Origin of the sequence: Bacteroides sp. AR29 (assembly GCF_900217715.1) — a bacterium.
Classification (GTDB): Bacteria; Bacteroidota; Bacteroidia; order Bacteroidales; family Bacteroidaceae; genus Bacteroides; species Bacteroides uniformis.
This window is the reverse complement of the sequence record NZ_OBMS01000026.1, coordinates 57,632-76,054: the sequence shown is the minus strand read 5'-3', so window position 1 is coordinate 76,054 and position 18,423 is coordinate 57,632. Positions and strand designations below refer to the sequence as shown.

The window sequence follows — 18,423 nt, the reverse complement described above, 5'->3', positions numbered from 1 at the left end:
TGATGCCAAGGAACGACCCATCCTGCTCGATATAATAGAGGACCGACATGGGCGCAAGTCCATCATCATCACCTCGCAACTGCCAACGGACAATTGGTATGATGCAATCGGAGACCCTACAGTAGCAGATGCCATTATGGATCGTATTATACATACGGCGCACCGGATTGAGCTGACAGGAGAAAGTGTCCGTAAAATGGCTGCATACAGAGGGAAATAAACTAAAATAATAATAACCCCATCGGTCAAGACTTTTTAAGGGGGCATTGTTGAATGTTTTAAGGGGGCAGAATCGCTTGGTTTTAGGGGGCAGCTTACACTGGATTTTCCAGCTGCGGTGTCCGAGCATTTTCGAGAGTGTTTCAATCGGCACGTCGTTCGACAGGCATACGGTCGTCGCGTAGGTGTGGCGGCTCATGTGCCACGTGACGTTTTTCTCGATACCGCACTTTCTCGCAATTACCTTAATGCTGTTCTTGCAGTTGGCATAACATGGAACGGGTAGCAGCTTGTCGCCCTCGGCCATGCCGTCGTATTTCTCGATAATGTGTTTGGCCACATCCAGCAAGCGAATGTTCGATTCCGTACCTGTCTTTTGGCGGTTGGTGATAATCCACAGATGGCCGTCGAACGAGGTTTGCAGGTTCGCTTTCGTAAGGTTCGCCATATCCGTCCAGCTCAACCCCGTAAAGGTGCAGAAGATGAACAGGTCGCGGATCACCTCGTAACTTTTCTTTTTGAACGTACCGTTGATAAGGAGCTTAATCTCCTCTTTGGTCAGAAAGCCCCGCTTCGTTTCCTCTTTGGTGATACTGTACGCAAAGAACGGATCGCGCTGCAACAGTCCGTTATTGACGGCCATATAGATGATTTTCCGGAACGGCATCATATACGACCAGACCGTGTTGTTGCAATGGTTCTTCTCCGTTTTGAGGAACAGCTCGAAGTCGGTGATGAACGCCGGAGCAAGCTCACGTAGGGCTATGTCGCTGACCTTGTACCGCTTTTCGATAAACTCCGCGAGGTGGTTATACACGGTGCAGTATTTCCAATAGCTGCGCAGGCTTTTGAGCTTGCCTACCTGCTTTTCGTAGTCTTCGTTATGCTGCCGGAAAACCGCCAGCAGCGTTTCGTAGTTCATACCCAAACCCAGATAGGCGTTGCGCACTTTCTCGGCGGTTACATAGTTGTCCCGGTCGGCAATCTTCTGATAGGCTTGGTTGATACCCACGCGGATTTTATCCAGCATACGGTTCGCCTCCTGCGCCACGATGCTGCGTCCGGACACGCGGCCTAACTCCACGTTCCACGTTTTTTCCTCCACGTCCAGCTTGCAACTGAACTGTGCGATTTTGCCGTTTACCGTGATGCGGCACATTACCGGAACAAGCCCGTTCTTCTTCGGGGCATTGCGTTTCAGATAGAATAAAACTTTGAAAGTCGATCTCATAACTCTACAATTTTTAGGGTTCAAAATTATTTCTTGTAGAGCCGTTTGTCGATACGCAAAATGCAGCGAATCAGCGCAATCGCACCCGAAAATCGACTTTTTTCGTGGGGTGCAGCTCGAAAACCGAAATTCCTGCTACATTTGCAGTCGCAATCCTCCGAATCGGGCTTGTAATTCAGCGTGTTGGAAGCCTCTCAAAATCTCTGTTGCCGTTTTGAAAAGAGTAACGGGATAGTAACGTAACTCCGGTTTCATTTGGCTTTTTGGCGGTTTCACTTGGCTTCATCCTTGCAGTCCGTTTTCCTCTAAACCCCTTATTTACAACCTTCCTGCGCTCATCTGCTCAATCTCTCATTTTTTATTCTTATCTTTGTACAAAAAAAAGATTATGGAACAATTACATGCACATGAAGTCCTTCACATGATGGAAGGTAATAGTTATACTGAGTTATCATTGAGAGAAGCCATTATCCAAAAATTCGGCGAGCAGCAGCGTTTTTTCACCTGCTCTGCCGACAATATGGATGTAGATACCCTGATAGAATTTCTTAAAAGAAAAGGAAAATTTATACCCGCCAATGGTGGATTTACAGTGGACATGACTAAAGTTTGCAATCACTGATGAGGAATATTAATTCCTTCTTCTGTTAAATTGAATATTATTTATGTTAATAGTTAACGGAAATAATATTCTACTAAACCATGTTATAATATCCGCTGATTACCCGCTAAAATTTGGATATCTCCTGCAAGTACGTATCTTTGTACTGTGTTTTTCATAGTATTAGATTTAAGGTTAATAAAAAAGATTGGCTGTCTGGGATAGATAGCCTTTTTTTATGTCTAAATGTCATCTTTCCTCTTTTTAGTTATAGTTTTATTCTATCTTTGTAGGTCAGATAATCCACGCAGCATTAATAGAATAAACTGAATATGGGAAAACGCTTTATTTTTATCTTGATGGCATGCTCATTATTGAGTATAGCTACTGTTGTGCATGCACAGCATATTGACAAGCAAACATATACTTTTGCCATCAAAAAGGCTGATACTCTGAAACTGGACAAGTATGTAATGATTGATCAAATACAAGGGACACAATCAAAGCCCGTCATTCTTTTTGCATTTGGGGGAGGTTTCAAAGGCGGGAGAAGAGATAATCCCGATTACATTTCTTATTTTCATTTTTTGGCACGAGCCGGCTATGTGGTAGTATCAACAGATTACCGTACCCAATTAAAGGATATAGATAAATCGGAGTATTCGGACTTGCAAGGATTCTCTTCTGCCCTGCAACAAGCAATCACTTGTGCTGTAGAAGATTTTGGTGATGCTACAAATTATATAATTGAGCATAGTGTAGAATGGCAAATAAATCCTGCACAAATTATAGCTTGCGGTTCAAGTGCAGGTGCGATAACTGCCCTTCAAGCAGAGTATGAGATTTGCAATCAAACGGCTTTTGCGGACAGATTACCTGCCAATTTCAATTATGCAGGGGTCATTTCCTTTTCTGGAGCAATCTGTGCCAATGGTATTCCAAAATGGATAATGTCCCCTTGTCCTCTTATGTTGTTCCATGGTGATGCCGACAGCACGGTTCCTTTTACTAAGGCAGTAGTAGAAGAGGAAATGGGGCTATGGGGCTCAAACTTTATCTGTATGCAACTGAAAGAAAAAGAGACAGCATACTATTTCTATATAGCGGAAGGTATAGGACATTCCCTATCCTATTCTCCTATGAAGGATAATCGTCATGACATCCTGAGCTTCCTAAACCGGTTGGTACTTGGTAAAGAAAAACGTTGCATTACGACTGTAGAGAAGAATCCGGAAATATCTAGATATAAGAGTGATTTTACAATAGAAGATTATATCCGTGAAAATATGCGTTAATTCCTATCTTTATATCCTTTCCAGAGTTTTTGTTTCTCCACCAATCAATTATCTTTGCACATTATTATTCCATAAAAACAAATCTTTAATTCTATAAATTATGTTGGTACGTATTATCAGTATGGTCATAGCCGGAGTTATTATAGTATATCTAGTCCGTTGGATTGATAATTTTTTCTCCAGGTATCGCAAATAAATCTTGCCTGCAATGTAAACCAAATACTCCAATTTGTTTCCCATTACAACCTATGCTGACAAAATGCGGACATTTTCTAATTCTAAAACAAGAAAACCGCAAAAGCTTTTTATTAGCCATTTGCGGTTTTTTCCTTGTGATTCCGTTGCGATTCGGAATGTAAAATACTATAAAACCAATACATATAACATTATATTAAAAATCAGAGTAATATAAAAATATTATATTGCATGCCATTGCATTATGTTGTGCAATATTTGAACTGAGTTGTGCAATTTATGTATATTTGCACAACCGATATAACAGAGAATATATGACTACAGTAAAAGCATTTATAAGAACTGGGAAGAAAGATAAAGAAGTAAATGTCAGATTTCGATTATCTGATGGACGCAATGTACAGTTATTCCACAAATCAGATATTATGGTCTCTCCTACTCTTTGGGATGCCAAGACTGAAAAATATAAGGCTAAAAGTATTATAAAGTTAGACATAAGAACATCATTTAACACATCTATTGAAGAACGGAAGAATCTAATTTTATCCATTTATGGGAGCAACAAAGAATTAACCAGTGAAAAACTGGAAATCTTAATAGACCAGCACTTACATCCTGAAAAATATAACATCAGCAGTGAAGAGGAATCCATGTGTAGTATGTTCCAACGCTATGTTGACGGATGGCTAAATGCAGGTGTAATAGGTCCCGGCAGAAAGAAACATTACGATGTAGTGATAAGGGAACTGACTCGATTCCTCATTATCAATGGCATTGACGGGTTGCCGGTCAATGAATTCAATAAGGAACATATTCTAAATTTTCGTGATTTTCTACGCAAAGAATACACTCTGGTTGAAAAATTTCCAGAACTGTACGCAGAAATGAATAAGCGGAATATACCATCAAAGGAAAGAAGCCAGAATACAATTGCAGAGAAACTATTATTATTACAAGCATTTATGGTGGAGCTTGAAAGTAATGATGTTATTCCCGTATCTCCTTTCCGCAAGATAGGAAAAGAAAAAGAGTCCATTATGAAGCAACAATATGACGAGCCTTTCTTTCTCACCAAAACAGAATTCAATGAAGTTGTCCACAAAGAATGTCCCGAAACATTGCAGCGAGTAAAAGATGTATTCGTTGTTCAATGTTGTTTCGGTTGCCGTATAGGTGATTTCAGACGATTCACTTTTGATAATATCAGCATTGAAGAAGGAATACCTTACATTCATTATTTACCTCAGAAAACACACAAGGATGGACTTATACGCACTGAGATAAAAACTCCCATCATTCGTATTGCTTATGATATTATTATGAAGTATAAAGGTAGGCTACCAAGCAATGCTTTGTTACCCTATTATCCTGATGGCAATGGTGAAACCGGGTACAATTATCAAATAAAAAAACTACTTGAATACTGTGAGATTAGCCGGAAAGTGGCAATGTTTAGTGCGGCATTGGAAACAAATGAGTACAAATCCATATATGAGATTGCAAGCAGTAAACTTGCCCGTAAAACTCATGTAGATTTAATGAATAAAGTTCAGATAGATAAATACGCAGCAGGACTTCATGCAAAAGGCAGTGGAGCCGTAGACAGATATACCGGATTAGGTATAAAAGAACGTTTTATTTTAATGTGTGCGGCTTTTGGCTGTAATCAGTATGAAGTTGACGATGATTTATCTGTAATGGAATAGGCTCACTTAGTATCTCATATTGATACTCTGTTATTTGACACCATCCCCGTAGTTGAGCAGCTACGGGGATTTTTTACTGAAAAAGAAGCGATTCATTCAACTGTCCTTTCCACAATCTCCATCACTACATGGCTTGACTCCAACCAGAGCCAATACCACAGCCAAAGCATAATCCCACCCAACCAAACAAAAGCCACATCAATATAGTACAAATTTAATATCCTGCTAACCAATACACATAAGAGTTCTCCGCAAAGCACATAGGCAGCAACCATAGTAACAAGCTGGTCATTGGCAACAGTTATCAAAACCAGAATGCCTATAACGGGAAGAAGGGAAATACAATCAATTAGAAGTTGTTGTTTGTCATTCATAATACAATAGGGATTAGAATACAAATATAAACATTATTTTGTATAAAACAACCCTCTATAATAGGAATTTCTGACGAAAAAGAAACGAACTATTATTACAATATAAACAAAAAGAGCGACTATTCAGCCGCCCCTTTCGCATTAACGAGATAGACATAAAAGCATCTCGAATCATCTCTGTAGATGAATCCGAACCACTACAGAGTTTCCATTCATTCTACAGTTTCTCCTTTTTCATTCAGAAGTACCGTCACTTCTTCAGTGGATTGATTTTCCTTGGTGATGGTCAACACAACCTTATAAATCTTACCGGTTTCTTTCTCGGAAATGAAAGCCTCCTTTATTACAGCCCCCTCATAGTCCTTAGCCAAGACATTCATAACTGCCTGAGGCAAGTCTTTTACTTCCACTTTTGTGAACTCATCCTGAGGATTTTGCTGAGTTTGCTCTACAGACTGTGTTCCAGAAACCACGTAAGCAAATGCTACTGAACTGCCTAATCCCATAACCATTGCTAATGCTACCAATACTTTTTTCATAATCGTAAGTTTTAAGTAAATAAATATAGTTTTTGTATTAACTATAGGACAAACGATATGCCATGATGTACATCAGTACATAATACATTATACATCAGCATATTATAAAAACAAGAAGGAATAATTATGTGTGGAAATATGTGGAACTGAGTACCACACATGGGGAATAATTACACAATATGGATTACTTAATTCCTGGGAAATGGAACAAGGCAGCTGAATAAGCTGCCCCTTCTATAAAACAGTCAACAAACAGACATTCACTAATCAAATGACATAAACATAAGCATAAATAACCCGGCTAAAGCCATAGCAAATGCAATTACCATACAAAACTCTTTTTTCATAACTAATAATTTGGTTAAACACATATTTCCATCGCACGTTCAACAACGCACTCTTGTCTCCGACAAAACCTCAGCCGCATAAAAGCTGAGGTCCAGCATGTTCCTTTCAATATATACAATCAATTAGAGCACACAATGTTGGAACATTCTGTAAATCCAGTATAAAGAAACTGCAATGGCTGAAAGAAGGACTATACTAACACTATATACCGGATTCTACTATAAAGACAACTGCTTTTCTGAAATTCCCTACGTGATTTGAGGGAATTTTTATAAAAGAAAGGGCCCAAATGAAAAAAATCCCGACGAAAGCCGGAATATGTCACCCACAATAGATATGAATTAATGCTGCTTAATATCGCAGATATTCGCATTAACATACATGGACGTATCGATGATGTGTTCCGCCTCACTTAGCATCACCTCCTTGGGTAACTGGGTTGTTTGTGCCCATTCGATTATTGCCTTGACGGATTCCTCGTCGTAAGCATATTTACTTTCTTGTGGCATGGCTGATGTAATATATAATAGTTATTTAAGCAATTCGTTTAAGAGTAATTCTTTTGTATCGTATGATTCTATAGATGGAATTTCATCGGGTAATCTACCATTAACAGCTTTTATTAAAAGATTCTTTTTAAATAAGTATTCAACTTGTTCAGATGGAGAATTCCCATACACATAATTATACTCTTTACCATCATAATATACTTCTGCCCAAATGGGATAGCTATTACTTTTAATAAACATTTCTGTGTTATCTTCAGATGGACTGACCTTTTTTGAGTCTCGTATAAAAAATTCATTTTCAAATTCCGCAGTACATTTACAAACATTCATTCTTTGCATATCACCATTCTTGTAGGCATATGCTATTCCTATAATATCATTAGGCTTTCTAATTTTATAAACTAATGAGATTACCTTATTTTCAACAAGAACCTCTTTACGCATGGTATATAAACTTTTTTCATAATATTCTGTTTTGTAAAATCTAACACATTTTACCTGACAGTTTTTGTACAATTTTTCCACACGAAAGAAGGGTATTTCTATTTCAGACATAATCATTAAATCATATATTCTTATCCTAAATTGTCATTTTTCAACTTGCTGTCTTACAAAAATAAATAGAAAATATTTTCAGAAACTTCTATTTATTCTGCATTTTTAAGAGCTTGTTCCCTTTCAAATAGAAGATGCTCATATTTGTCACACTCATCATTAAAAAACTTTTCTGCCAGGCCAAAAGCTCCTCCCCAAGTTATATCACAAAAAGTCGTGGTAATAAAATTGCTTATAATATGAACTCTATTATGCCAATAAATAGCCTTGCATCCCCATAAGTCCAATTTGAATTTGTGAATCTTTGAATTAGGTAAAATTAGAACCGAACATCTTACAACTACACGATTTCCTTTTTTAGCATCTTCTTGTCCATTACGTTTGATAATACACCGAAAAGGAGGACGTATTATCTCTATCTCACCAATGGGGCGTTCAGTTATTATATTTCCCTCTGTATCTCTAACAATTTTCCGAATCATAATATTAATGATTAAAGCCAGTACAAAAAATACAAATCAAAGAAAAAGTAGCAAACAAAACTTTTGAAAAAAATCCCGGCAGTAGTCGGGATATGTCATACACAATAGGTATGAATTATTACTAAAATCAGAAAATAAAAGAAAAAACAACTTATTGAACAATTTCCAATTTTACAAAGAATCTCTTACATATCTACACATTTTATCGTTGCTTAGGACATTCATAGTATATCGCCATAGCAATATATTGATCATCACTCATATCAACAACTTGAATGATTTTTTCAATTCTATTTAATAGCAAAAAACGATTAACCATTTTTTCAACTTCTATAAAAGAAGTACCAGATATTATTTTACACTGTATCATAGCCATCATATTTTAAACAAACTCATTCTTTTTTTTTGAATAAATAGCATCTTCTTTATCAGAATACATATCAGACTGAACTAAGCGAATATACGCGCTCATTCTTGGATCAGTAAACCTATATACACCTTTTGTTAACCTCCTCAAAATTTTATCATTTGAGTTAGAAACAAGTTTACTCAAATATTGGTTCAATCGTTGCTGAGTGATTACCTCTTCAAAAATCAAGTTATACACAAATCTTATGTCTTTACTCCTTATAAATTCATCATAACATAAAGCTGTAGCATATAAAACTTTCCGATAAACAACCATTGTTGAAGATGATTTTACTGTTTCATCATACGATTGACGCAAAGAATTCTCACAATCACTTATAGACTTCTCAATAGCATCATTTACTATCTCTATATCTATTGCGGCAATTTCATTCACAATAGCTACTTCAGATGCTTTCAAGGCTATTAAATGAGTAAAATGAGGATATCCAGAACTTAATCTACAAATACGAAATTTAGCATCTCGTGTAAAAGTTAGGTTCAATTTAGCTGCTCCTGTATTTATAATATCAACCAATTCTCTCTGTGACATTTTTGATAGTTTGATTTCTTTTAGGCATCTCTGTACAGAAGGATGTCCTGCTGTTAATTCTTCTGCAGATTCTGCTATACCTACTACAAAAACCTTAAAAGAAGAATTAGAATCACTTAATAACTTAATTAATTCTGCTATTTTATGTTTATCATCACTATCTTTTATAGAATCAAACTCATCAATGAGCAGAAGAATATTAAAATCTTTAATTTTATTACATACCCACGAAGGAGATTGTATCTTGTCTGCAAGTCCAATACGCTCCGTACATTCCGTATATCCAAACCCATTGAATGTAACACTACTTGTATTATTCTTTGTTGAAATAGAAATATCAACTCCACATTTAAGTAAAACATCTTCAAATATAGTAGAAAACGAATCTGATTTAGAACAACGTTTAACAACAAGTTCTTTTCCTGCAATTTTTATGAGCTTATTAGACGCAATATTAGCAAGTGAACTTTTCCCAACACCTCTTTCTCCAAATAATAAAACATGTTGACCTGGTGTATTTAATGTGGACAATATTTGTTGCACTTCATTAATCCTACCTCTAAATAGGTTTTCTTGATTAATAGGAGTATGTGGGGTAAATACATTACGTACTCCACTATTCTTTAACCTTCGTTCATCTTCATAAAAAGTTTCTTCTGAATCACACATTTTTAATCTAAACAGAGTTATTTTTGAATACCTATTGGCAAAGATAGTGAAACTCGCTCACATACGGATAACTTTGGAGAAAATAATGTAAAGTGTTTGATAGCAAAAGGGATATATCGTTTTGTACCACATTCTTCCGCAGGGGGCTTTTAGCAAGTTTTAGGTGGAGTTAGGAGGACAAATCACTACTTATCCGTTGCCTTTTCGGGATAAAAAAGAGGCTTGAAAAACAAGCTTTCGTCTTTCATTGATTACCCCGTTTACCACCGCAAAGAACGCTGTTTTTTCCATGTCTGCTGACGCAAACTTAGTCATATTTTTCCGTATCAGAAAAAAAATACAGGCTTTGTTTGCAGGCCGAGGGGTCTTATTCTACGTTCCGCTATATTTTTCATGCCGTTCATTTGCTCTGCATATAATAATTTTGCAAACAAAGGAATTGGTTATGAATCAGGCAAATGTAAAGGTGTCGTTCTACCTGAAAAAGAGCGAGGCGGATGCCGACGGGAATTGCCCCGTAATGGCAAAGTTGAATGTCGGAAAATATTCCGAAGCGGCATTCAGTGTAAAGATAAAAGTCCCGCAATCCCGCTGGTCTTCGGGACGCGCTTCTGGAAAAAGCGTGGCGGCAAAGGAAATCAACAACCGGCTGGATGAGATACGTGCGATGGCATTGAATATCTATATGGAACAGTCGGCTGTCCGTGACGGTGTGACGGCCGAAGAGGTGAAAGGCATACTGCTTGGAATGGCAAGCGGGCAGGAAACGCTTCTGGGATATTTCAGGCGGTTCATCCGCAACTTTGAAAAGCGTGTGGGGATAAACCGTACGGTAGGAAGCCTGAGAGCCTATAGCAATGCCTATAGCCATATCGAAAGATTCTTGCAGGCGCAATACAAGCTCTCCGATATTCCGTTTTCTGCGTTGGACCGTTCTTTCATTGACAAGTATGATTTGTATCTCCGGACGGAACGGAACCTCGCTCCCGGAACAATCATCAACCTGACCGTCCAACTGAAAACCATTGTCGGAGAGGCCATTGCTGACGGTGTTATTACCGCCAGCCCGTTCATGGGCTACGAGCCGGTGCGCCCGAAGCACGTGCAGAAATATCTCACGGCAGAAGAGTTGCACAGGATTATGACCACCCCGCTTCACAGGCAGACCCTCTATCATGTCCGTGACATGTTCCTTTTTTCCTGTTTTACCGGCATTCCATACGGAGATATGCGCCTACTGACAAAGGACAACCTATGCCTTGCGGAAGATGGAATATGGTGGATCAAGAGTGCCAGGCAGAAAACCAAGATAGAATTTGAGATTCCTCTTTTGGATTTACCGTTGCAGATTCTGAAGAAATATAGCGGTACAGCTCCCGGTGACAAGCTGCTGCCGATGTATTGCAATTCCACGCTGAACCTCTACTTGAAAGAGATTGCCCGAATCTGCCACATTGACCGTCCGTTGGTCTTCCATGCAGGACGGCATACATACGCAACGGAAATTACACTCTCTCATGGGGTCCCCCTTGAAACGGTCAGCAGGATGCTCGGCCATAGTCAGATAGAGACCACACAAATCTACGCGAAAGTGACCGATGAGAAGATAGACACCGACACCAAGGCATTGAACCGAAAAATCTCGGAGCGTTTTTCTGTCGTCATTTAATAACCTTTTAAATGGAAAGAATATGGAAAAGAATACTGAAAAACAGAATGTCAAACGACGCAGCACTTTTGCCGTGCTGTTTTATATTAACCGCACGAAAGTGCGAAAGAACGGAATGTGCCAGCTATTGTGCAAGGTGAGCATTGATGCCGAATGGGCACAGATAGGAACCAAAGTCTCTGTCAATCCGGGCATCTGGAATCCGGAGAAAGGCCGTGCCGACGGAAGGAGCGAGAATGCTGTTACCGTGAACCGTGCCATAGATGACCTGACACGTGAGATTGCCGGACATTATGAGCGGATAAGAAACAGCCTGGGGTTCATCACGGCTGAACTGGTCAAAAACGCAGTCAAGGGTATCGGACAGAAACCGCTTACCCTGCTGGCTCTCTTCAGGGAGCATAACGAGGAGTTCAAGAAACGGGTCGGGATAGACCGCATACAGGAAACATACGACTCCTATCAGCGTTCCTACAAGCATCTTTCCGCTTTTGTCCGGGAAAAGAAAGGCGTGGAAGATGTGACGCTGCGAAGCCTTGACCGGGTGTTTTATGACGAATTCGAGGTATTCCTGCGGACTGACCGCAACCTGAAACCCAAAAGCGTGCATGAACACCTGTACCGTTTGAAAAAGCTCACGATGCGGGCTGTGAGCCAGGGCACGTTGCGACGCGACCCTTATTGCCGCCTGCATCCCGAACTGCCCAAAAGGAAGAGCCGCCACATGAAACTGGAAGACCTTAAAACACTCATGACCACTCCGGTGGAGAAACCGCAACTGCAATTCGTGCGGGATATGTTCATCTTTTCAACCTTTACCGGACTGGCGTATGCGGATCTGAAACGGCTTTCGGACAAGGACATCACGCAGGCCGGCGACGGCACATGGTGGATTCATATCCACCGGAAAAAGACCGATACGCTCTCTTCTGTCCGTCTGCTGGATATTCCTCTTCAAATCATAGAGAAATACCGCGACCAAAGAAGCGGAGACAAGGTGTTCAATATTTATGCCCGCGGGTATTTTATCCTGTTGACTAGGGAATTGGGGCAGGTATATGGTTTTGATTTGACCTTTCATATGGCCCGGCATAATTTCGGTACCCACATCACCCTTTCGCTCGGCGTTCCGATAGAGACGGTAAGCCGGATGATGGGACATACCTCTATTTCCACCACGCAGATTTACGCGCAGGTTACGGACACGAAAGTGGACGAGGACATGAAACGGTTGAGGTCCACAGATTTCGGAAACAGGATAGACCTTTGCGAGGAGGATTTCACCGTCAGGAAAAAGCGGAAAATAAAATCACCGGCTGTATGAAATGGAAAACGGAGAAACTGCCCTGCTGACAGCAGGCAGTTTCTCCGTGCTTGATTAAAGAAGCAGTACTATACCCAGCGCTGTTCCTCCCGGCACCGTTTGTAGGCATCGTCCAGTATTTTCATGATATCGGACTCTTTATAGAGTGCCTTCCCCTGTACCAGATAGTAAGGGATTACACCGAATGTACGGTATTCCTGCAATGTACGCCTGCTTACCCGCAGGACTTTGGAAAGTTCCTCGTCCGTAAGGAAACGTTCACCGTTGAAGAGTGATCTCGGTACATCCTCCATTACTGAAAGCATCCTCTCCATTTTCTCCAGTCCCTGGAACATCACGTCAATGCGTGGGTCTTTCTTGTCTATAAAATGATAGCTCATAATTTGCTCTTTATTAAAGGGTGGTAACTCAATTCCAATAATCTCCGTATATCTTCCGGTTTGTAGAAAAGCTTGTTCTTGATGCGACTGAAAGGAAGGAGACCTTTGGCACGATACGCCTGAAGGGTCTTTTTGTTGATGCGGAGTATGTCGCACACCTCCTGGTTGTCCAGCCAGTTTTTCAGGCCGAGATCCTCGACCGGACGGCACAGGCGTGTCACTCGGTCTTCAAATTCGCAAAAACGGACACGCAGTTCTTCAAAAGTCTGTTTGTCAATACATACAAGTTCCATATTCTTTCATTTATATTAATTTTCCATCTGGTTTTTCAGTCTCGCCGGCAAACGCCTGCCCTTCTGGTTGAGGAACGCCTCGACCTCGGAGGACTTGTAATAGGTACGCCCGTCTATCATGTAATAGGTCACGAGTTTCTTCTGGCGGTACCGCGCGAGAGTGCGTTTGGTAATGCCGAGCAGCTCGCACATATCCTGGTTGTCCAGCAGCTTGTCTCCGTCAAGCGCGGAGGTCTGGCGGTTCATACGGCTCAGCCTGTCTTCAATCCTGTCGAACCTTTCCATAATCTGATGAAGCATCATCTGGAAGGTCTCACGGTCTGTCTGTATCATAATACGGTCTGTCTTTAAAGTGTAAATAATTGACTGGTTACACCTTGTCGCGCAACAGGTTATATTATGATATAGGGCTAACGGCGTGCCAATGGCTCTGTATTTCACGAAATGACATATCTATTCCGTTGAAATACAGTACAATAAAAAATAAAGGAGAAATATTTGATGGGAAATTAACCTTGCAGGATGCAAGGTTTCTCGCAATCTGCAAGTTACATCCTGCAAGGATTACGATAAATCAGACGGCAGATGCCACCAGGCAGGACAACGGTCTTGTGTAACTGCCATTGCCGGACGGGAAAGATGGCCTGTATGGAATTCCCTTTGCCGGCGGAATAAGGAAAAAGGTAGATAATAAGTTCTTCCACAAGATTGTAATGGAAGAGGCCACGCAGGAGATCCAATGTTTCTGCATCAGAAACTTCTGCCAGGTAGATAAAGGAATCGCCTTTAGTGTCTTTTTCACAAAGAAGGTCTAGTATGTAATGGGGTAAAATCCGGGCATCACAACGCTCCCGCCAACGGGCAAAACCTTTCCTGTGGTTCATTACCCATCGCATCAGCACGTTGTCGGTTTCCGGCAGGAAGCCGTCCAGTGTCATCGCCGTTACAGCTTGGACTTTTGGCATAAATTCTGTTTTGATACCGGACCGTAAGCCGTCAAAAAAAGAAGCGTGCAAACACGCTACTTCTAATGGAGGCTCTGGAATGCCTTTGAAAGGAATAGGTGAATGCACGCTATGCGTAGGCATAGCATAAGCAATCACGCAATAGTTCCTTTCAATGTTAATTTTCCAGATTCCCATTAGAAACACCTTGCGGTCTTATGTCATATACAGTCGGCAACTGTCTTAGAGACAATATGTCGATTTTTCTCTATTTGTTTGCAAATGTACACATATTCAGTGAGATTTGTACTAACGGCAGGCTCATTTTTATTTCACCCCGTATTTCTTCATCTTCCGGTACAGTGTTGCGGGGTTGATGTTCAGCAGTGCGGCAGCCTGTTCCCGGTGTCCGTTGCAAGCTTTAAGGGCATTGATAATATTCATTTTCTCCAATGACTCATCCTTCAACGGCTGAATTGCCGGGGAGTGCGTATCTCCACTTTGGCGGATCTCAATATCCAATCCTTCCATATCCAGCATCGGAGTCTCCGCAATCAATACAGCACGTTTGATCCGGTTCTGTAAGTCCCGGACATTGCCCGGCCATGAATAGGTAAGCATCCTGCGCTTGGCATCTTCTGTAAAGCCTTGTGTTTCCCTTTTCAGTTCTTTCGAATGGCGTTCACGGAAAAACTCAGCCAAAGGGATGATGTCTTCCGGACATTCCGCCAATGAAGGTTGACGTATCTCGAATTCGCAAAGGCGATGGTAAAGGTCTTCCCTGAACCGCCCTTCCTTGATGGCCAGTTGCAAATTCTCATTTGTGGCGGTAACGATACGCACGTCCGCTACCCGTTCCTTGTCACTGCCTATCGGAGTATAGGTATTTTCCTGTAACACGCGCAGCAGCATGGACTGAATCTCATAGGACATTGTACCTATCTCGTCCAGAAACAGTGTTCCACCTTTCGCCATGTCGAAATATCCGGTCTTGGCGGTGTCGGCACCGGTAAATGCCCCTTTCTCGTGACCGAAGAACAACGAGGCGGCCAGTTCACGTGGCAGTGCCCCGCAGTTCACCGCCACGAAAGGCATCTCCCGGCGTTCGCTGCTCAGATGGATGCTCTGTGCCACCGACTCCTTCCCTGTACCGTTGGCACCAAGTACCATCACTGACATTTCCGATGGAGCTACCAGTCTGGCAAGTTTCTCCACTTGCAGGATCTTCGGACTTGTACGGTGAAACAGTACCTTTTCCTGTTTCCGCACCGTAACCATGGGGCGGAACACATCTTCTGCCAGTTCCAGCAGATGTTCCTTGCGTACCGGCTTGGGAAGGTAGTCTATCGCTCCCAACTTAATAGTGCGTACCACATCGGGAACCGACACATACTCGGTCGTGATGATGAAAGGAATATCCTTTCTTTCCTTGCGCAGCCATTCCAGTAGAGATATTCCGTCCCCTTCGGGTAGACGTACGTCCGATAGAATCAGATCAAATTGTATTTTGCGTATCAGTGAACGGGCTATCGGTTCGTTCATAGCTGTCACGACATCATAACCAGCTTGTGCAAACCAGTCCTTCTGCATCTGAGACAGGCTGATATTGTCTTCAACTATCAGTATTTTCCGTTTCATTTGTCTGTCTTTTTATTTCATTTTTTGCTGCTGCCATCAACATATCGGTATGATTTATTATCCGTTGAGTATATTCTTTTAAAGCAGTGTCACTGGCCCTTTCATCTTTTAAAAGGGAACGATAAGCAAACAACATTTCTTCATTATGTAATAATTCCCACATCGGCAGCATACGGTGAACCGTTTCACGCAATTTCTTCCTATCACAATTTTCTATGGCCGAATTGAGTTCTTCAACATCTTTTTTCGACTGGTCAATAAAGGAACATAATAATTTTATCTTATCGCTCACCTCACACAACATCATGCTGAAATCTACATCATGCTTTTTGTCAGGGCAACCTCTTTCTATAGTTGACAACAGACCGATCAACTCTGTAGATGAGAACGGCTTATAAATACAGGCTGTAAATCCGGCATTCAAAAAAGCATCTTTCTCCTTCTCTCCACGTGCAGTCATAGCGACAATGGGTATAGTCTTTGAATTGCCAATACTTGAGTTACGTAACAAAGTCAACAATTCAACCCCGTTGGTGTAAGGCATCAGGATATCTGTAAGCAACAGGTCATAATCTTTTTCCCGCATGGCTTTTACTACCTCTTTGACTGTGGTACAAGTTGTACAGGCCATGCCATTACGCTCTAACATTTCTTTAATGACAGCTTGCAGCATACTGTCGTCATCAATAACAAGTACATTGTGATGCAGGTGTGTGGAATGCGTCGGGACATGTTTTTCGCTTTCCAACGGTTCATCCGTTTCCGGCATGGGAAGGGTCACACGAAATGTGCTTCCACAATTAATCAAACTTGTTACTTCTATTGTCCCATCAAGAAGATTGACAAGTCCTTGCGTGATCGGAAGCCCCAATCCGAATCCGTCCGCATTGGTTGCAGAGGTCTGGCGTTCAAAAGGACGAAAGATACGGGAAAGTGTCTCCTCACTCATACCAACACCGGTATCCACTATTTCCATGACCAGCAGTCCATTGAGATAGTGCACATTGAAATTGATTGTGCCGGTCTCCGTGAACTTAACTGCATTGGTAAGCAGATTGTCTATAATCTGTTCTATGCGGTCTGCATCACCATATAACTTGACTTCCGTATCCTTAAAATCACAATTGAACAGGATACCCTTATTATTGATTATATGAGAAAAACCGGCAGCGGTACGTTCCAATAATTCATGCAGGTCGAATGGGACATCGTTCCGTATTTCTTTCGCCTCGTTTAACCGGTACACATCCAACAGGTTGTTAAGCAGATGTACCACATGCTTGCACACCCTCCTTATGTTATTCAGATGGATATTCCTCCGTTTCTTTTCACGTGTATCCATTGCCAGATCGGCACTGCCGTCAATGACATTCAAAGGGGCACGTATGTCATGCGATATGGTCAGGATAATATTCTTGCGCATTTCCAACAGCGCAGTGTTTTGTTGTATCGTATCTTCCAAACGCTTCCTTGTTCTTGCCTTTTCCCGTAAATCTTTTTGAATAATCAGATAGGATATGACAAGCAGAATAATGGCGGAGATAATCAGCCAGGAGATGACACATATGGAACGGTTGTAAGATTCTCTAAGATGACATTCCTTCGCTTCAAGTACACGTTCTGTCTGGTTGTTCATCGTGGTTATCAGATGGCGAAGCTTTCGGTTAAGTTCCTTGTTGTGGTTGCGGAGGCTATCGGTATAAGCATTGATACTTTCCTGCCGTTCTTCCTGCATGGATAGCAATTCCTTGTTCAATGTCTTGAGAATTGTAGATGCGGAAGGAACTATCTCCAGAGTTTCTTTTGCCCCTAAAAATCCTGTAAAACCTTTCTTTTTACGAATAACAGTACGCGGTTGAGCTTCCGCTGGTAAATGAGAGAATTGCATACCTTCCTGACTGTTCTGACTATGGAAAAGTTGCATAATTTGGTATAAATGCTCTTCTTTACTGGATAATAGATAGCGCAGCGAGTCTATTTGACTTTGGCTGACAAATTCCTCATACCCCTTGTGCATGGCCTGCAACATGGAATCGATATGCAGACGAAGAGAATGATAGTTCGCAAAATCCTCCTCTTCCCAAGAAAGGGCTGTTTCACCATAAGTTGAGAGAATCGTGATGTGATGCTGGACTATATTTCCATTGTGTTGAACCCGATGAATTGTTTGTGCCTCAGTTTCAATCACCAAAACCCTATTCCGCTCACGTACCATGATTATAATCATACCGATTATAGCCACAATCAACACCATATATCCAAAGATGATTTTATATTGAATACTCATTTATCAATATTTGCTGTTTATTTAGACACTATATGTATGTGGAAAGCAACCAGTCCTTCTATCCGAAATTTAAGGGTGGCTTGTATAAACGGTAATATGTCTGTTAGTACGAAAACGATTGGGTATATTGTATTCTAAAATCATAGTGTACTTTGAACTGCGATAATAAGGCTGCGGAAACTCTATTGTTTCGTATGAAATGAG

The 18,423-nt window shown here is 41.0% G+C and carries 19 protein-coding genes and 1 pseudogene; 6 read left to right on the top strand and 14 right to left on the bottom strand.

What is annotated here, in order from left to right:
- The coding region (locus CSD97_RS15900) for an ATP-binding protein (protein WP_159461939.1) at positions 1–220 on the top strand (220 nt) is incomplete at its 5' end.
- Between the two features lie 111 nt (positions 221–331).
- On the opposite strand, the pseudogene CSD97_RS15895 reads toward CSD97_RS15900, so the two are convergent.
- A pseudogene (locus tag CSD97_RS15895) lies at positions 332–1,450 on the bottom strand (site-specific integrase); the annotation flags it as partial.
- Between the two features lie 388 nt (positions 1,451–1,838).
- On the opposite strand from CSD97_RS15895, the gene CSD97_RS15890 reads away from it, so the two are divergent.
- The 3 genes from CSD97_RS15890 to CSD97_RS15880 all read left to right on the top strand — a co-directional run bounded on the left by CSD97_RS15890 (position 1,839) and on the right by CSD97_RS15880 (position 5,247).
- On the top strand, positions 1,839–2,072 hold the full coding sequence (locus tag CSD97_RS15890) for a YecH family metal-binding protein (RefSeq protein WP_022402461.1): 234 nt from the start codon (positions 1,839–1,841) through the stop codon (positions 2,070–2,072).
- 311 nt (positions 2,073–2,383) lie between these two features.
- Positions 2,384–3,346: an alpha/beta hydrolase gene (locus CSD97_RS15885; RefSeq protein ID WP_022402462.1), complete on the top strand. Its 963-nt coding sequence runs from the start codon at positions 2,384–2,386 to the stop codon at positions 3,344–3,346.
- A gap of 509 nt (positions 3,347–3,855) precedes the next feature.
- Positions 3,856–5,247: an integrase gene (locus CSD97_RS15880; RefSeq protein WP_098032692.1), complete on the top strand. Its 1,392-nt coding sequence runs from the start codon at positions 3,856–3,858 to the stop codon at positions 5,245–5,247.
- A 92-nt stretch (positions 5,248–5,339) separates the two neighbouring features.
- Here CSD97_RS15880 and CSD97_RS15875 read toward each other — a convergent pair whose 3' ends face one another.
- The 7 genes from CSD97_RS15875 to CSD97_RS15850 form a co-directional block, all read right to left on the bottom strand.
- Complete coding sequence (locus CSD97_RS15875) at positions 5,340–5,621, bottom strand: hypothetical protein (RefSeq protein ID WP_005837084.1); 282 nt, start codon at positions 5,619–5,621, stop codon at positions 5,340–5,342.
- Positions 5,622–5,833: 212 nt separating this feature from the next.
- Entirely contained in the window at positions 5,834–6,160 is a 327-nt protein-coding gene (locus tag CSD97_RS15870; protein ID WP_008664637.1) for a hypothetical protein, read from the bottom strand.
- Positions 6,161–6,849: 689 nt separating this feature from the next.
- Positions 6,850–7,017, bottom strand: coding sequence for a hypothetical protein (locus tag CSD97_RS18865; protein WP_159461938.1), 168 nt, complete (start codon positions 7,015–7,017; stop codon positions 6,850–6,852).
- Positions 7,018–7,038: 21 nt separating this feature from the next.
- A complete protein-coding gene (locus CSD97_RS15860; RefSeq protein WP_133303604.1) occupies positions 7,039–7,572 on the bottom strand; it encodes a hypothetical protein in 534 nt (177 codons plus the stop codon).
- Positions 7,573–7,664: 92 nt separating this feature from the next.
- Entirely contained in the window at positions 7,665–8,054 is a 390-nt protein-coding gene (locus tag CSD97_RS15855; RefSeq protein ID WP_098032690.1) for a hypothetical protein, read from the bottom strand.
- A gap of 202 nt (positions 8,055–8,256) precedes the next feature.
- The gene (locus tag CSD97_RS18860) at positions 8,257–8,433 is read right to left on the bottom strand and encodes a hypothetical protein (RefSeq protein ID WP_159461937.1); all 177 of its coding nucleotides are present in this window, start codon (positions 8,431–8,433) and stop codon (positions 8,257–8,259) included.
- A 3-nt stretch (positions 8,434–8,436) separates the two neighbouring features.
- A complete protein-coding gene (locus CSD97_RS15850) occupies positions 8,437–9,684 on the bottom strand; it encodes an ATP-binding protein (protein ID WP_098032689.1) in 1,248 nt (415 codons plus the stop codon).
- A 445-nt stretch (positions 9,685–10,129) separates the two neighbouring features.
- Here CSD97_RS15850 and CSD97_RS15845 point away from each other — a divergent pair, with 445 nt between their 5' ends.
- A complete protein-coding gene (locus CSD97_RS15845; protein WP_005644192.1) occupies positions 10,130–11,353 on the top strand; it encodes a site-specific integrase in 1,224 nt (407 codons plus the stop codon).
- A 22-nt stretch (positions 11,354–11,375) separates the two neighbouring features.
- Entirely contained in the window at positions 11,376–12,677 is a 1,302-nt protein-coding gene (locus CSD97_RS15840; RefSeq protein ID WP_098032688.1) for a site-specific integrase, read from the top strand.
- Positions 12,678–12,745: 68 nt separating this feature from the next.
- Here CSD97_RS15840 and CSD97_RS15835 read toward each other — a convergent pair whose 3' ends face one another.
- From CSD97_RS15835 to CSD97_RS15810, 6 genes are all read right to left on the bottom strand, one after another.
- Positions 12,746–13,057: a helix-turn-helix domain-containing protein gene (locus tag CSD97_RS15835; protein WP_005644200.1), complete on the bottom strand. Its 312-nt coding sequence runs from the start codon at positions 13,055–13,057 to the stop codon at positions 12,746–12,748.
- Positions 13,054–13,350 carry a helix-turn-helix domain-containing protein gene (locus CSD97_RS15830; protein ID WP_005644203.1) on the bottom strand — a complete coding sequence of 99 codons (297 nt, stop codon included), beginning with the start codon at positions 13,348–13,350 and terminating at the stop codon, positions 13,054–13,056. The genes CSD97_RS15835 and CSD97_RS15830 overlap by 4 nt, the downstream gene beginning before the upstream one ends.
- Positions 13,351–13,365: 15 nt before the next feature.
- A complete protein-coding gene (locus CSD97_RS15825; RefSeq protein WP_005644205.1) occupies positions 13,366–13,683 on the bottom strand; it encodes a helix-turn-helix domain-containing protein in 318 nt (105 codons plus the stop codon).
- 215 nt (positions 13,684–13,898) lie between these two features.
- On the bottom strand, positions 13,899–14,315 hold the full coding sequence (locus tag CSD97_RS15820) for a hypothetical protein (RefSeq protein WP_119216720.1): 417 nt from the start codon (positions 14,313–14,315) through the stop codon (positions 13,899–13,901).
- 306 nt (positions 14,316–14,621) lie between these two features.
- Positions 14,622–15,932, bottom strand: a complete 1,311-nt coding sequence (locus CSD97_RS15815) for a sigma-54 dependent transcriptional regulator (RefSeq protein ID WP_005644210.1) — start codon at positions 15,930–15,932, stop codon at positions 14,622–14,624.
- On the bottom strand, positions 15,907–18,219 hold the full coding sequence (locus tag CSD97_RS15810; protein ID WP_036657605.1) for a hybrid sensor histidine kinase/response regulator: 2,313 nt from the start codon (positions 18,217–18,219) through the stop codon (positions 15,907–15,909). The genes CSD97_RS15815 and CSD97_RS15810 overlap by 26 nt, the downstream gene beginning before the upstream one ends.
- Positions 18,220–18,423 lie beyond the last annotated feature (204 nt).